The organism is Campylobacter sp. MIT 21-1684, assembly GCF_026241315.1.
Lineage (GTDB): Bacteria > Campylobacterota > Campylobacteria > Campylobacterales > Campylobacteraceae > Campylobacter_D.
The window spans coordinates 1-15703 of record NZ_JAPHNA010000001.1 but is presented as its reverse complement, the minus strand read 5'-3'; the positions used below and the strand labels follow the sequence as shown (position 1 = coordinate 15703).

Annotated in this window: 13 protein-coding genes; 10 read left to right on the top strand and 3 right to left on the bottom strand. The window is 31.4% G+C overall.

All coding sequences use genetic code 11. The features are described from left to right. Window positions 1-7 precede the first annotated feature (7 nt). The 4 genes from OQH62_RS00065 to dnaE all read left to right on the top strand — a co-directional run bounded on the left by OQH62_RS00065 (window position 8) and on the right by dnaE (window position 5021). Complete coding sequence (locus tag OQH62_RS00065; RefSeq protein WP_266012215.1) at window positions 8-352, top strand: hydrogenase maturation nickel metallochaperone HypA; 345 nt, start codon at window positions 8-10, stop codon at window positions 350-352. Window positions 353-360: 8 nt separating this feature from the next. After that, window positions 361-942, top strand: a complete 582-nt coding sequence (locus OQH62_RS00060) for a hypothetical protein (RefSeq protein WP_266012590.1) — start codon at window positions 361-363, stop codon at window positions 940-942. Next, entirely contained in the window at window positions 834-1331 is a 498-nt protein-coding gene (locus OQH62_RS00055; RefSeq protein ID WP_266012565.1) for a glycosyl transferase family 90, read from the top strand. The genes OQH62_RS00060 and OQH62_RS00055 overlap by 109 nt, the downstream gene beginning before the upstream one ends. A 102-nt stretch (window positions 1332-1433) precedes the next feature. Then, window positions 1434-5021 (top strand): DNA polymerase III subunit alpha, encoded by a 3588-nt coding sequence (gene dnaE / locus OQH62_RS00050; RefSeq protein ID WP_266012213.1) that lies wholly within the window; start codon window positions 1434-1436, stop codon window positions 5019-5021. A gap of 45 nt (window positions 5022-5066) precedes the next feature. On the opposite strand, the gene OQH62_RS00045 is transcribed toward dnaE, so the two are convergent. Together OQH62_RS00045 and OQH62_RS08730 are read right to left on the bottom strand one after the other, a co-directional pair. Next, a complete protein-coding gene (locus OQH62_RS00045; RefSeq protein WP_266012211.1) occupies window positions 5067-6086 on the bottom strand; it encodes a sensor histidine kinase in 1020 nt (339 codons plus the stop codon). Beyond that, entirely contained in the window at window positions 6086-6961 is an 876-nt protein-coding gene (locus OQH62_RS08730; RefSeq protein ID WP_416333341.1) for a DUF234 domain-containing protein, read from the bottom strand. The genes OQH62_RS00045 and OQH62_RS08730 overlap by 1 nt, the downstream gene beginning before the upstream one ends. A 38-nt stretch (window positions 6962-6999) precedes the next feature. On the opposite strand from OQH62_RS08730, the gene OQH62_RS00035 reads away from it, so the two are divergent. Then, window positions 7000-8268, top strand: coding sequence for an aminotransferase class V-fold PLP-dependent enzyme (locus OQH62_RS00035; protein ID WP_266012209.1), 1269 nt, complete (start codon window positions 7000-7002; stop codon window positions 8266-8268). Window positions 8269-8280: 12 nt separating this feature from the next. Here OQH62_RS00035 and OQH62_RS00030 read toward each other — a convergent pair whose 3' ends face one another. Further along, on the bottom strand, window positions 8281-9018 hold the full coding sequence (locus OQH62_RS00030; protein WP_266012207.1) for a basic amino acid ABC transporter substrate-binding protein: 738 nt from the start codon (window positions 9016-9018) through the stop codon (window positions 8281-8283). A 221-nt stretch (window positions 9019-9239) separates the two neighbouring features. Between OQH62_RS00030 and gabT the strand changes: the two genes are divergently transcribed. From gabT to lhgO, 5 genes are all read left to right on the top strand, one after another. Further along, window positions 9240-10508, top strand: a complete 1269-nt coding sequence (gene gabT / locus OQH62_RS00025) for a 4-aminobutyrate--2-oxoglutarate transaminase (RefSeq protein WP_266012205.1) — start codon at window positions 9240-9242, stop codon at window positions 10506-10508. After that, a complete protein-coding gene (locus OQH62_RS00020) occupies window positions 10505-11935 on the top strand; it encodes an NAD-dependent succinate-semialdehyde dehydrogenase (RefSeq protein WP_266012204.1) in 1431 nt (476 codons plus the stop codon). Before gabT ends, OQH62_RS00020 begins: the two co-directional genes overlap by 4 nt. A 16-nt stretch (window positions 11936-11951) precedes the next feature. Further along, complete coding sequence (locus OQH62_RS00015; RefSeq protein ID WP_266012202.1) at window positions 11952-13223, top strand: aromatic amino acid transport family protein; 1272 nt, start codon at window positions 11952-11954, stop codon at window positions 13221-13223. A 131-nt stretch (window positions 13224-13354) separates the two neighbouring features. Beyond that, a complete protein-coding gene (glaH, locus tag OQH62_RS00010) occupies window positions 13355-14317 on the top strand; it encodes a glutarate dioxygenase GlaH (protein ID WP_266012200.1) in 963 nt (320 codons plus the stop codon). 12 nt (window positions 14318-14329) lie between these two features. Continuing rightward, window positions 14330-15529 carry an L-2-hydroxyglutarate oxidase gene (gene lhgO / locus OQH62_RS00005; protein ID WP_266012198.1) on the top strand — a complete coding sequence of 400 codons (1200 nt, stop codon included), beginning with the start codon at window positions 14330-14332 and terminating at the stop codon, window positions 15527-15529. The last annotated feature ends 174 nt before the right edge of the window (window positions 15530-15703 follow it).

The following is a 15703-nucleotide window of genomic DNA, read 5'->3' as shown; positions in this document are numbered from 1 at the left end:
TACGAAAATGCACGAGTTGAGTATAGTTGAATCTTTAATAGGGCTTTGTGAAGAAAATGCCCTTTCTCACAATGCAAATTCAGTAGAAAAAATTTTTGTAAAAATAGGTCGTTTGAGTGGAGTTGAAAGCGAATTATTTCAAAGCTGTTTTGATACTTTTAAGCTCAATTCAAAATTATGCGCTAATGCTAAACTTGAACTTGAACTTGCCGAACTTGAGATTTTTTGTAAAGCTTGTGCAAAAAAATCCATTCTTTTGAAGAATATTTTTAAATGTCCTTATTGTGAAAGTATAGATATTGAAGTACTTGAGGGCGAGCAAATGTATCTTATGCGTCTTGAAATGAGTTAGAGTAAAAAATGGCTGATTCTAGATTGATGATGAATATTAAAGGTATTAGTATAAGTTTCATACCGCGATTTTTTTTTCAAAGAAAACTTTTTAGGATTTTTGATAAAATCGGTACTTTCAATGATTCGCTTTTAGAAGAAATAGTTTTTCGTGTCAATTATTACAATAAAATTATGAGTGATTTTGACATTAAAACAGAGAGTAATTGTGAAATAATAGGGAGATTTCCTTTTAAAAAAACTTCTTTGGCTTATGATGGTTATAAGCTTAGTAAATATTTTAACGATACTTTTTTGTGGTTGAAAGATTACAACGATGTTAATTATGTTTTTGAAAAACCTACCATTTGTAAAAGCAGACCTCTAACAAATGAAAATTATAACAATATACTTTTAAAACTTGATTCAAATAGGCATTTTTGCTTTCTTAAAGATAGATTAAGTTTTGAAAAGAAAAAAATAAAGCTTTGTTTAGAGGAGCTATTTATCAACAACACAGACAGGATTTTTTTCAATGTTATTTTTCTTCCCAAAGCTGTGATCTGGGACATACAGGAAAAGGATTTGAGCAGTATAAAAAGCCTTTTTTAAGCAAACAAGCACAGTTACAATACAAATTTCTTATTTCTTTAGAAGGCAATGATGTTGCAAGTAATTTTAAATGGGCTTTAAGCTCAAATTCTTTAGTTTTAGCTACGAAGCATAAATGTGAAAGTTGGTTTATGGAAGCACAATTAAAACCAAATGAACATTTTGTCCTTATCGATGAGACGAATTTAGAAGAGGTAGTGGAATATTATTCTTTACATACTAAACAAGCTTTAGAAATCATTCAAAATGCACACAATTATCTTAGTCAATTTTTAGATGAAAAGAAAGAATTTTATATAGGAATCTTAGTATTGGCGAAGTATTTTTATTACTCATCGCAAATAGATTTGCCAAAATTTATTGTAGAACTTTTCGAAGAAATTTCATAATGATTTTGAAATCATATTTGAGAAAATCTCTGAAAATTTCTTTGAAATTCAGCCAAATGAATTTATAATTCTTATCAAAAATAAAGTTTCGAAAGAAGTACTATGAGTCAATTTACCCATCTTCATTTACATACAGAATACTCTTTGCTTGATGGAGCGAATAAATTAAAAGAACTCGCTCAAACTTTAAAAGAACAAGGCGCTACAAGCGTTGCTATGACAGATCATGGTAATATGTTTGGAGCTATTGACTTTTATCAAACTATGAAAGCATACGGACTTAAGCCTATTATAGGACTTGAAGCATATTTGCATAATCACGATGATATAGGAGATAAAAGTTCAAGGCAAAGATTTCATTTGTGCTTGTATGCAAAAAATGAAAAGGGGTATCAAAATTTGATGTATCTTAGCTCACAAAGCTATATACAAGGTTTGTATTATTATCCTCGTATCAATAAGAAGTTATTAGAAACATACAGTGAGGGTTTAATTTGCTCTTCGGCTTGCTTACAGGGGGAGATTAATTGGCATTTAAATGTTCGCAGTGAAAAAAATATTCGTTTTGGTGCTAAAGGATATGAAGCGGCTAAAGAAGTCGCTCTTTGGTATAAAAAAGTTTTTAAAGATGATTTTTATTTAGAGCTTATGAGACACGGAATAGTTGATCAACGGGCTATTGATGATAATATCATTAAACTTTCTAAAGAGCTTGATATTAAAATCATTGCTACCAATGACACTCACTACACTTTTAAAGAAAGAGCAGCTGCACACGAAGTATTTATGTGTATAGCTATGGGAAAAAAGCTTAATGACCCTAATAGATTGAGACATAGTGTGCACGAATTTTATGTAAAGACTCCCCAGCAAATGAGTGAGCTTTTTGCCGATATTCCAGAAGCTATTGAAAATACGCAAGAAATAGCTGCTAAATGCAATTTAGATCTTAATCTTGGAAATCCTACTCCGCCAAATTTTAAATTTACTCGTGATTATGCAAGAGAGTACAAAATACCGCTACCAGAAGAGCAAAAAGAATTTAGTTTTGAAAATGATAATGTCGTTTTTGATTTTCTCTGCAGACAAGGACTTGAGCAAAGACTTCAGTTTATTGATAGAAAGAAACACGAAGAATACAGACAAAGATTAGAAACAGAGATGCAAATCATTAAAAATATGAAATTTGCAGGTTATATGCTTATAGTACATGATTTTATTAAAGTTGCAAAAGATAAAGCTATCCCTGTTGGTCCCGGTAGAGGTTCGGCTGCTGGAAGTTTGGTTTCGTATTGTTTGAAAATTACCGATTTAGATCCAATTCCTTATAATTTACTTTTTGAAAGGTTTTTAAATCCCGAACGTGTTTCTATGCCTGATATTGATGTGGATTTTTGCCAAGAGAGACGCTCTGAAGTTATTGATTATGTGATCGATAAATATGGGGCTGATAAGGTTGCACAAGTAATTACTTTTGGCAAACTTCTTGCTAAGGGAGTTATACGTGATGTTGCTAGAGTTTGTGATATGAGTATAGCTGATGCAGATGAACTTGCCAAGCTTGTCCCAGAGGAGCTTAAGATCACACTTGATGAAGCGTTTAAAAAAGAGCCAAAAATAAAAGAATTTATAGACAAACATCCAAAAGGTCACGAAGTTTGGGAATATGCTAAAGCTTTAGAAGGCTTAAATAGAAATGCAGGTATGCACGCTGCTGGTGTTGTTATTTCAAATGAATCTTTATGGAAAAAAACCCCGCTTTTTCGGCAAAGCAAAAATGATGAAAAACATTTAGTAACTCAGTATTCTAAAGATCATTTAGAAGATGTGGATTTAATAAAATTTGACTTTTTAGGATTAAAAACTCTCACAGTAATTGATAATGCGATAAAACTTATCAAAAAAAGATACAACACAGATATTATTTGGGAGACAATAGAACTTGACGATTCTAAGGTTTATGAAACTATACAAAGTGGCAATACCTTAGGTATTTTTCAAATAGAATCAGTTGGAATGCAAAGCTTGAATGCTAGATTAAAACCGGAACGTTTTGAAGATATTATTGCTGTTTTAGCACTTTACAGACCCGGTCCTATGGAATCTGGAATGCTTGACGATTTTATAGACAGAAAACACGGTTTGAAAAAAATTCAATATTCTTTTGAAGTTTTAGAAAATGTTTTAGAGCCTACTTACGGAGTGATAGTGTACCAAGAACAGGTTATGCAGATTGTACAAATTATCGGCGGTTTTTCTTTAGGTGGTGCTGATGTTGTTCGTCGTGCTATGGGAAAAAAAGATCCAGAAAAAATGCAAAAACTAAAAAGTGAATTCGCAGATGGAGCTGAAAAACAAGGATATAATCGTGCTAAAGCTAAAGAACTTTGGGAGCTTATTGTAAAGTTTGCAGGGTATGGATTTAATAAATCCCATTCAGCTGCTTATGCACTTATCACTTTTCAAACAGCCTATTTAAAAACTTATTATCCTAGTGAATTTATGGCTGCTTTGTTGACGAGTGAGGAAAACAATGTAGAGAAAGTGGCTTTGTATATTGATGAAATGAAAAGAATGGATATTAAACTAATGCCACCTTCTATTAACAAAGCTATGCGCGAATTCAGCGCCATAGCTCTTGAGAATAATAAAGATGCTATTGTTTATGGGCTTGGAGCCATTAAAAGTGTTGGAATTCCTGCTGTTGAAAACCTGCTTGAAGTAAGAGAACAAGGTGAATTTAAGAGTATAGAGGAATTTTTGAATAAGATTGAACCAAGTAAAATTAATAAACGTACTTTAGAAAGTCTTATAAAAGCTGGAGCTTTTGATGAGTTTGGTTATACAAGAAAATGTTTGTTTGATAATCTAGAATTACTTGCAGAAAGTTCTCGAAAAATGTCTGAAGTGCGAAAAAATTCAGCAAATTCATTATTTGCTGATGAGGACTTAACTTCAGGACTCCAAATTTCTTTGCCACGAAGTGAAAAAGAATTTGAAGTTATGGACAAACTAGGATTTGAAAAAGAGATTTTAGGAATCTATGTTTCAGGACATCCGCTTGAAAAATATTATGAGGAATTTAAAGATATAGACTATACAAAGAGTATAGATTTTTCAAAACTTAAAGGCAATGGAGAGCTTTTGAGTATAGGAAAGATAGAGGAATTTAAGTCTTTAATAAGTAAAAATAATAAACGCTATGGAAGACTTACAATTTTGGATTTTTATTCTTCATTTGAAGCAACTGTTTTTGAATCGTATGTTAATGAAATTGAAGAACTTTATAGAGATGAGACAATGAAGAATAAAGCTTTTGGATTTTTGTTAAATTATAAAACAGATGATGGAAAAATTAATTTTTCTTTAAAAGCTATTAAGGATTTAAATGAACTAAAAAGTGGAGATGTTAAGGCAGTAAAGAAATTTCATTCGAATAAAACACACAATCATCTTGCTGAACCTAAAGAATTTGAGAATAATATTATAGAACTTGATTTGACTAAGCTTAATAGAGAACTTATTTATGAAATTCACGATTTGGCTCGAAATGCTCACAATCCAAATGAAAAAAACAATAAAAAACTTGTTTTAAAAGTTGTAAGCTTAGGTTCGTGCTTGTTGTATCATACTGGTTTTGTTATTTCTGATAGCATAGGTGAGGAGATTTCAAACAAATACGCCGGATAGTTAGCTTTTGATTTTTTCAAAACATAGTAAAATAAAAATTATTTTTTAAGACAAAGGCAAAGTGAAATAAAAGTGTTTCGGTTTTGTTTCAAAGCCAATTTTTCCTCTATGAGCAAGAATAATTTCTTTTGAAAGAGAAAGTCCCAGACCGTTACCCTTAAGCTTTGTTGTTTTAAAGGCTTCAAAGACAAGTTTTTTATCTTTGATTTCACAACCGTTATCAAAAACTTGAACACAAAGATTCTTTTTCTTAAGAAAAGCTTTTATTGTAATTTGAGCTTGTTTATTTTCAGATTCTTCGAGTGCGTCAATTGCGTTGTAAATGAGATTTTGTAAAACAAGACTTAGAAGAGCTTTGTCTGCTTTGATAATGAGATCAAAAAAAGCAATTTTAAAATTGATATTTAAAGAAAAATTATATGAAGAAATGGCTTGTTCGCATTCCTCTTTGAGTTCTAAAAGGTTAAACTCTTTTGCATTAACATACACTCCTTTGGTAAAAAGCAAGGTAGAATTAACTATACGTTCAACCCTTGCAATAGCTTTTTGTATTTCTAAAACAATATGCTTATTTTTTAATTCTGTTTTGGAAAACAGTGTTGAAGCTAATAAAGAAATAGATCCTATAGGATTGCGTATCTCGTGTGCGAGATGAGCCGCAACACTTCCCATACTCGCGAGCCTCTCTTTATGTTTTTCGTGGCTAATATCTGTTGCGCTAATGATTATTTTTTGATTGTGTTTTATGATGGTAACAGTATAAAAGCTGCCGTCAAATTCAAGTTCATCTTGTTTTTTTTCAAGTTTTATATTATGCAGAAGTTGTGGATTTTTTAAAGCTTGTTTGTTCTGTAAAAGAGTGTTCTTTTGCTCATCAAGTATCCAAAGAGCAGTTGGTAAAACTTCAATGATGTCGCTTACCATAGCTCTTAAGGAATTGTAGTTTTCATTGAGGATTTTGTATTCGTTTTCTATAACATAGGTTTGTTCAATTAAGCTTTGAAGACCTTTTTGTAAGGTTTCTTTTTCATTTGAATCCAAACTTTTTAAAATATTTTCATTCATCACAAGTCCTTAAATTGTTTAAAGTCATTCATATCAAATAAAAGCAAATTTGGTTCTTTAAGTTTTATAATTTCTTTGCTAAAGCCATTTTTTGAACAAATTATATAATAGTTTGGTTTGATATTAAGAACTTTTGTTTTGGTCTTTAAAAGAGTAAAAATATTTTTACAAATTTTTTTCTTTTTGAATTTTACCTCTCCGATGAGACACAATTTTTCATCTTTGTAGTATAAATCAATTTCTGTTTTTTTATCCCAATAGCTTTGTACATCTTTGATACTAAAATATTTTTCTACAAATTCTCGGCAAAATTGTTCAAAACAAAAACTTTGATAGTGTTCTAGGTTTTCTTTGATTAATTCTAAGAGTTGTTTATGCTTGCCTTGAATAATCAGAGTTTCATTTGGTTTTAAAAAACGGAAGAAAAAACGTGTAAAATTATCTTTAAAAATGATTTTATCTTGTATTGTATATGTTCTTAAATATTTTTTTAGTTTTTGTCCTTTTCTCCTAATGATCTTTTGTTCCTTACTTTTTTCGAGTTTTACAATTCCTGTTTTTAGAAGTTTCTTAAGAAGAGTTAGAGCTTTAAAATGGTGAATTCTTCTATTGATAGAATATCTTTTTCTATTGTTTTTTGCAAAAAGTGAAAGCGCGTAAGAGCTGTGAGAATCAATTTCAAAGATGTTTTTAATGTTTTCATAGTTTTGAAGTAATACAAATTCTATATTTTCAAAAAGATTTTTTTGAGGATCAATCTGTTCTAGTGTAAATCCTGCAAAAACGCTGTAAAAATCAAAAAGTTCATTAAATTGAAGTTTGGGGTGTAAAGTTCTAAATTCGTTAAATGTGATATTGTTCCTTTTAAAGTTTATTTTTTGTATAATTTTAGCAAATTTTTAAAGGATTTTGTTTGAAAATTTCGGATTTGAAAAAAGATATAATTCTTAAAAGAAATATCCTCTATTTCGATTTTGCTGCAAGTGCTTTAGCTTTAAAAAGCGTTGAAAAACACATTCTTAAAATTCTTAAAAATTATGCAAATACGCATTCTGATAGTTCTTTAAATTCTTTTTTAATGCAAGAAATTTATGAAAAGGCACGTCAAGATATAAAAAAAAGTTTAGGTTTAAATGACGAATTTGCACTTATTGCTTGCGGAACAGGTTCGAGTGGAGCGATTAAAAAATTTCAGGAGCTTTTGGGAATTTATATACCACCTGTTTTAAAGGAAAAATATTTTTCCAATGTTGAAAAAAGTTCCCTTCCTTTGGTACTTGTAGGTCCGTATGAACATCATTCTAATGAGCTTTCCTTTCGGGAGGGGCTTTGTGAGTGTATTCGCATTCCTTTAGATACAAGAGGAGAGATTGATTTTAGCATTTTAAAAAAGATTTTAAAGCAAAACCAAAAACGTTCAATTATTGCAAGTTTTTCTTTAGCTTCGAATGTTACCGGTATTTTAAGCGATTTTAAACGTATTTGCAAACTTGTACGTTTTTATAAAGGGATAGTAGCTTTTGATGCTTCAAGTTTTATTCCTTATAGAGATATTCCTTGTCAGTTTTATGATGCTTTGTTTATAAGCTCACACAAGATTTTGGGAGGAGTTGGAGGTTGTGGAATTTTGGTAATTAAAAAAAAGCTTTGTGGTATCAAACCAAGTTTTGCAGCAGGTGGTACTGTAAGTTATGTATCAAGAACAAATCAGCATTATCTTTGCAATGAAGAAGCTTTGGAAGAGGGTGGTACTCCGGGAATTTTACAGCTTGTCCGTGCTTCTTTGGCTTTTCAAGTAAAAGAAAGTATTCCAAAGTTGCAAAGATACAAAAAAGAAAAGATTTTGAAAGAGTATTTTTTCAAAAAACTTGAACTTGTACCTAATATAAAGATTTATGCTGCGAATTTAAAAAAGAGAGTACCAATTTTTTCTTTTAATGTAGAAGGTATTTCGCCTTTTGATTTAGCTTTTGAATTGAGTCAAAAATTTCATATAGAAACAAGAGCTGGTTGTGCTTGTGCGGGACCTTATGGACACGATTTATTGAATCTTAAAGATAATGAAAAGCTTCATTTTAAACCGGGATGGATGCGAGTAAGTTTACATTACACGCACGACAAAGAAGATATTGAGTATTTTTTTTATGCCCTTAACAAAAGCATTCAAAAATTACGCAGATAATAATATAAATTCTTACTCAAGATCATATTTTTTTAAAAGTGTGTCATAGGTGCCATCAGTTTTAAGTTGCTCAAGAGTTTTGTTAATTTGCAGTAGAAGTTCTGGTCTTTTGCCTTTATCAAAAGCGAAACTAAATCCACTACTTCCATCATCTTCTTCAAAAAAAGCAACAAGATCGGGATTTGCTTTTAAAAAATCTCTCGCTACATCTTTATCAGCTAAAACAGCGTCCAATTTACCATTTTTAAGTCCTAAAATAGCAATATTTAAATCTTCATTACTTTGCACTTTTGAATTTGGGATAGCTTTTGCAGCAGGTTCTTGCAAAGTACCAAGCATAATTCCTATGTTTTTTCCTTGAAGATCATTTTTTGTAGTAAGTTCAGTGTTGTTTTTTTGTTTTATGTAGAGATTTTTTGTTGTGTAATATACTTCTGTAAAATCTACACTTTGTCTTCTTTCTTCAGTTGCACTCATTGATGATGCTATCATATCGATTTTACCTGTTTTTAACGCAGGAATTAAGCCATCAAAACTGATTTCAATCCAATCAATTTTTATTCCTTGTCTTTTTGCAATTTCATTCAATAAATCTATATCAAAACCCGTAAGTTTTGCGTTTTCTTTATAATTAAAAGGTTTATAGTTTGGTGAAGTGCCAACTTTAACAGTATCATTTTGTGTTTTTGTGCAACTTGTTAAGAAGAAAGTAAATACAGAGCTTATGAGTATTTTAATAAATGTGTTCATTTTTTTTCCTAAAACTTATAAAGTATTTTTATTATACAAGATTTTTTTATTTTTTTCTTGAAAAATTCTTTCTTAATCTCTCTTGTTATTTTTTACAAAAAGTAACATTATGAAAAAATTTGATGTGTTTTAAAAAACATTCTTTAATATTTATAGTTATTATTTAAATAAAAGTTACGATTTGTATCTTTATGATGATATTCAATTATTAAGGAGTAAAAATGAAAGATTTAACCTCAAGGAGATTAGAAGCTACACCAAAAGCTATAGGTATAACTTGTGATTGGTTTATACAAGAAGCTAATAATGCTACTTTAATTAGCACAGATGGAAAAGAATTTATAGATTTTGCTTCAGGAATTGCTGTATTAAATGTTGGACACAGACATCCAAAAGTCGTTGAAGCGGTTAAGATGCAGCTTGATAAATTTACTCATAGTGCTTATCAGGTTACTCCTTATGAAAGTTATGTTGAACTTGCAGAAGCCATCAATAAAATTGCACCTATCCATTCAAAGAAAAAAACATGTTTTTTTACAACAGGGGGTGAAGCAACGGAAAATGCGATTAAGATAGCAAAAGCTTATACTAAAAGATATGGTGTTATAGCTTTTGGAGGTTCTTTTCACGGCAGAACTTCAATGGCTGTGAGTGTGACAGGAAAAGTTGCGCCTTATAAATCTGAAATTGGTATGGGAATGCCCGGAGTGTATCACGCATTATATCCAAATAAACTGTATGGGATAAGCGTAAAAGACTCCTTAAGAAGTATAGAACATATTTGTAAAAGTTCTATTTCTCCTTATGATGTGTCAGCGATAATTTTTGAACCTGTACAAGGCGAAGGAGGATTTAATGTAGCCCCTAAAGAATTCATTACAGAACTAAGGAAGTTTTGTGATGAATATGGCATTGTTATGATTGCTGATGAAGTACAGACAGGATTTGCAAGGACTGGTAAAACTTTTGCTATGGAATACTTTGATGAAAGTGTTGATCTTATCTGTATTGCAAAAAGTTTAGGTGGAGGTTTTCCTCTTTCGGGTATTGTAGGAAAAGCTGATATTATGGATACACAAAATCCCGGTGCAATGGGAGGAACCTATGCAGGAAATCCTTTGGCTACTACTGCTGCTTTGGAAGTGCTTAAAATTATAGAAGAAGAAAAGCTTAATGAAAGAGCGCAAAAATTAGGCGAACAGCTTCAAAATACATTAAAAAAAATTCAAATTGAAGAAAATATTACGCAAATTGCTCAAGTAAGAGGTTTGGGTTCTATGGTGGCTGTAGAATTTTTTGAAAAGGATGTACCAAGTGCTGAATTTGCAAAAAGAGTGCAAAAGGAGGCTATGCAAAGAGGGGTTGTGCTTTTAACTTGTGGTTCTTATGGAAATGTTATACGTTTTCTTTATCCGCTGACTATACCGCAAGAGCAGTTTGATAAAGCTTTAAGCTTGATTTGTGATTCTCTTAAAAAGGCTGCCCAATGAATTTTATGCTTTTAGAACATCCCTTTGTAAGTGAAAGAAAAAAAGAAGGATTTAATGTTGTAAGCAATCCTGCTACTTTAGAAGAGCTTGCTTTTGTAAAAAGTATAAGTGAGCAAGAGTTAGATCACATTATTTTGCAAGCTTCTAAGGCTCAGAAAAAATGGGCTTCTTTGCTTGCCTTAGAAAGAGCAAATATTTTGTTGAAATGGTATGAGCTTATGCTTCAGTATAAAGAGGATTTGGCGATTATCCTTACAAAAGAAATGGGAAAGCCTCTTAATGAGGCAAGAGGAGAAATTATTTATGGTGCAAATTTCTTGCGTTGGTTTGCCGAAGAATGTAGAAGAATAGATGGAGATATTATTCAGCCGGTAGCTTACAATCAAAAAATTTTTGTTTTAAAACAGCCAATAGGAGTTTGCGGTGCTATCACTCCTTGGAATTTTCCTTGTGCTATGATAACAAGAAAAGTAGCCCCTGCACTTGCTTGTGGTTGTGCTATGATAGTAAAACCAGCAAGTCAAACTCCGCTTAGTGCGTATGCTATGCTTGTTTTAGCATATAAGGCCGGAGTTCCAAATGATGTTTTGCAAGTTGTTAGCGGAAATACTCATATGATTTCAAAAAAACTCTGTGAAAGCAATCTTATACGAAAGCTCACTTTTACAGGTTCGACAGAGATCGGACGTCTTTTAATGCAACAAAGTGCAAAGTCTATTAAAAAGCTTTCTTTAGAACTTGGTGGTAATGCTCCTTTTATCGTTTTTAATGACGCAAATATCCAAAAAGCAGTTGAAGGGATTATGCTTTCTAAATTTAGAAATAGTGGTCAAACTTGCGTGTGTGCAAATCGAATTTATATACAAAGTGGAATTTATGATGAGTTAAGTGAGGCTTTAAAAGAAAAATTACAATCCTTAAAACTCGGTAACGGTATAGATGAAAACACTACTCAAGGTCCTCTTATAGATTCGCAGGCGGTAGAAAAAGTAAAACAACATATTAATGACGCACTTTCAAAAGGAGCGAAACTTCTTTGTGGTGGAAAAGAAAGTGAATTAGGATTTACTTTCTTTGAGCCAACTTTACTTAGTGGGGTAAATTCTCAAATGCTTGTTGCCAAGGAAGAAACTTTTGGTCCTTTAGCTCCTTTATTTTGTTTTGAAAATGAAGATGAAGTTGTTCAAATGGCTAATAATACCGAATTTGGTTTGGCTGCTTATCTTTATACAAATGATAGTGCAAGAATTTTTAGAGTGAGTGAGGCTTTAGAGTATGGTATAGTCGGTGTAAATACAGGAATTATCTCAACCGAAGTTGCTCCTTTTGGGGGAATAAAACAAAGTGGTTTAGGCAGAGAGGGTTCAAAATATGGTATTGATGATTATTTAGAGCTTAAATATATGTGTGTGAATTTTACACAATAAAGTCAAAAGGAATACGATGCAACTAAAAGAAGTACGGCAAGAATTTCTATCAGAACTTAAAGGACATCCTAAAACTAAAAAATTAACCTTTCTTGAAGGTGTAGCTATGCTTGTTGGAACAAATATAGGTATAGGGATTCTATCCATAGCCTATACTTCTAAAAACGCAGGTTTTTTTCCACTTTTGTTTTGGTTAGTTTTAGCTGGAATTTTATCAACTATAACAATGCTTTACATTGCTGAAACAAGTATGAGAACAAAACAACATTTGCAACTTACAGGATTGTGCAGTAAGTATATGGGAACAAGTGCCAAATGGTTGATGTTTTTATCAACAGCAGTAACTTCTATCGGTGCTTTGGTGGCTTATGAGCAAGCTAGCGGCAGGATATTAAATGAGCTTTTTAGTATTTCAAATTCTCTTGGAAGTATTGTATTTTTTTTTCCAGCTGCTTTTGTCTTGTGGCTGGGATTAAAAGCTATTGGCAGAGGTGAAAAACAAATTGTAGGTGTAATGTTTGGTATTCTTTGCGTATTAATTATTGCTACTTTGTTTAAAGAAAGTACAAATTTTTCTCATTTGTTTGAATTTGGAGAGCATTATGTTATCGCATCAATTCCAATTTTTAATGTTGTTGTATTTGTTTATTCTAGTCAATATATAGTCCCTGAAATGGCAAAAGGTTTTTCACATAAACCTGATCTTTTGCCAAAGGCTATTGTTATTGGTAATATCATCACTTTTTGTATGCTTGCATTGATCCCGCTTTCAGCTATATCTATAGAAGGTTTGCAAAATATTTCTGATGTGGTAACACTTTCTTGGGGTAAAGCAATAGGACAATGGGCATATTATCTAGCAAATCTTTTTGCATTGTGCGCAATTTTAACTTCATATTGGGGTTTGGGGGGTATGTTTGTAACAAATATTGCAAATTATATTAATGTAAATGCAGATAAAAATTTAATTGTCCGTTTTTTTATATTGCTTCTTGTTGTAATTCCACCTTTAGTACTCGTACTTTGTAATGCGGTAGAAAGTGTAGATCAAGCTTTGTATTGGCCCGGGGTCGTTGGTGCCCTCATTTTGTCTTTTTTTCCTATAATACTTCTGCATAATTCGAGAAAAATGAATGAGAAAAAAACAAAATATATTTGTAGTAAATTTTTAACAAATCGGTTTGTAAAATTTTTGATAATTATTGTTTATTTAAGTGCTACTTTAGGTTCTGTTTTAAGTCATTATGGAATTTTAAATGAGCTAATCTTCTCTTTTATGATATTTTAGGTTACATATAGTAACAAAATGATAAATTATTTTTTATATTTTGTATCTCTTTGAAACCAACTGAAAATTTTTTTATTTTTGTATAATAAAATATTAATACGGAATAGAATTACTTTAAGAAAGGATTTTTTATGTCGCATATGCATTTTACAGCAGATAAATTTAGTGTTCAGCCTACAAAGTATTCTAAAAGGCTTTTGCAAGTAACTTTGACAAAAGAAGTTATTGATGACTTTTTAAAACAGGTTGAAAAATATCCTGTGCAAGCCTTAGAGTATAAATCATTTTTGCGTTTTAGAATAGCTGAAATTCTAAATAGACTCTGTGGAAACAAACTTAAAGATTTTTTACAAGAAGCTTTAAGCGACAGACAGACTGGAGCCTTGTTAATCAACCCTCAAGGTATTGAAAGAGTGGAACAAGGAGATGAAATGGTTAAAATAGCCACTGCTTTTGTCCATTTAATCGGGCGTTCAAATTTTGATTCGATGACGGGTAAATTTTATGCAAGATGGGCTGTTGTTAATACAGATAATTCAGACAGTTATCTTAGACAACCGCAAAAGCCTTTAGAATTACATAATGATGGTACTTATGTGAATGAAATTACTGATTATGTTCTAATGTATAAAATTGATGAACAAAATATGCAAGGAGGTGATTCTCAACTTTTGCATATTGATGATTGGGAAGAACTTGACAAATTCTACAATCATTATCTTGCTAAAAGAGTTATGCGTTGGTCAGCACCTCCAAGCAAAAATGTCACCGTTGATGCTTATCATCCTGTATTTGAAGCAGACTCTTCTGCACAACCTGTTATGCTTTATATTGATCAGTTCGCTCAACCTAAAGACTATGAAGAAGGTACTTATTTGGCAGATATGGGAGATTCTTTAGAGAGGAGTAAGGGAAAAATTTCTTTTCCTGTACCAATAGGGCAGTTTTTGCTTATCAATAATCTTTTTTGGCTTCACGGTAGGGATAAATTTCAACCCCATCCTGAATTAAGAAGAGAGTTAATGAGGCAAAGAGGTTATTTTTCTTTTGGTACGAATCCTTTTAGTCGTTACAAAAATTTTCATAATGTATAAAAAGGACATTGTTTGGTTTATGATTTTATAGTAGTCGGTGGAGGTATTCTAGGGCATTCCGTTGCTATGCAATTGCTTGATAAATATCCAGATTCTCAAATCGCCTTGCTTGAAAAAGAAAAGACAAGTGCAATGCACCAAACAGGGCATAATAGTGGTGTAATACACGCAGGAGTGTATTACACGCCCGGTACTTTGAAAGCACATTTTTGTTATGAGGGAAATAAAGCAACAAAAGATTTTTGCAATGAAAATGGTATTAAATATGATGAATGTGGAAAATTGCTTGTAGCTACTAATGAACTTGAGATGCAGAGAATGGAGGAATTATGGGAGAGAACAAAAGAAAATAAACTTGAACGGTATAGACTTAATGCTACAGAATTAAAAGAAAAAGAAAAAAATATAGTAGGTCTAGGCGGTATTTTTTTTCCAACAAGTGGTATAGTAAGCTATACAGAAGTAACAAAAGCAATGGCTCAACGTTTCGTGGCTAATGGCGGTGCAATTTATTATAATAATGAAGTACTTTGTCTCAATGAACAAACACACGATGTAAAAGTTACAACGCAGGAATCAAATTTTATTGGTAAATTTTTAATTACTTGCTGTGGTTTACAATCTGATAAAATCGTAAAAATGCTAGGCATTAACCCAAAATTTATCATTTGTCCTTTCAGAGGTGAGTATTACCAACTTAATGCCAAACATAATGATATAGTCAAACATTTGATTTATCCTATCCCAGATCCTAGTGTACCTTTTTTGGGAGTGCATTTGACTAGAATGATTGATGGGAGTGTTACCGTTGGTCCTAATGCGGTTTTAGCATTGAAACGAGAAGGTTATACAAAAAAGGATTTTAGTTTACTTGATGTAAAAGAAATGCTTTTTCACAAGGGTATTAGAAAGGTGATCGCAAAAAATTTTAAAACAGGTTTAATAGAGTTTAAAAATTCTTTTAGTAAAAGTTCTTATTTGCGTTTGGTGCAAAAATATTGTCCTTCTTTAAAACTTGATGATTTAACTTTTTATCCCGCTGGGGTAAGAGCTCAAGCTGTTAGTGATTCCGGAGACTTAATAGAGGATTTTTTATTTGTAAATACTCAAAGAACTGTTAATGTTTGTAACGCCCCATCTCCTGCCGCCACTTCTGCTTTACCTATTGGAGTGCATATTATAGAACAACTTGAAACGATACTGAAACATTGATTTATTTAGTTTGAATTTTTTAAAAATATTTATAAATACCGTATTTCAGTTATAATTTTTTATACTTAAAAAGTCTTCATATTTGACAAGGGGTGTATAAAAAGAACTTAAATTTTTTAATAGAATTTTTCATCAAATTCTATTAAAAACAAAGTTTTAAATACTCAAAAAGTT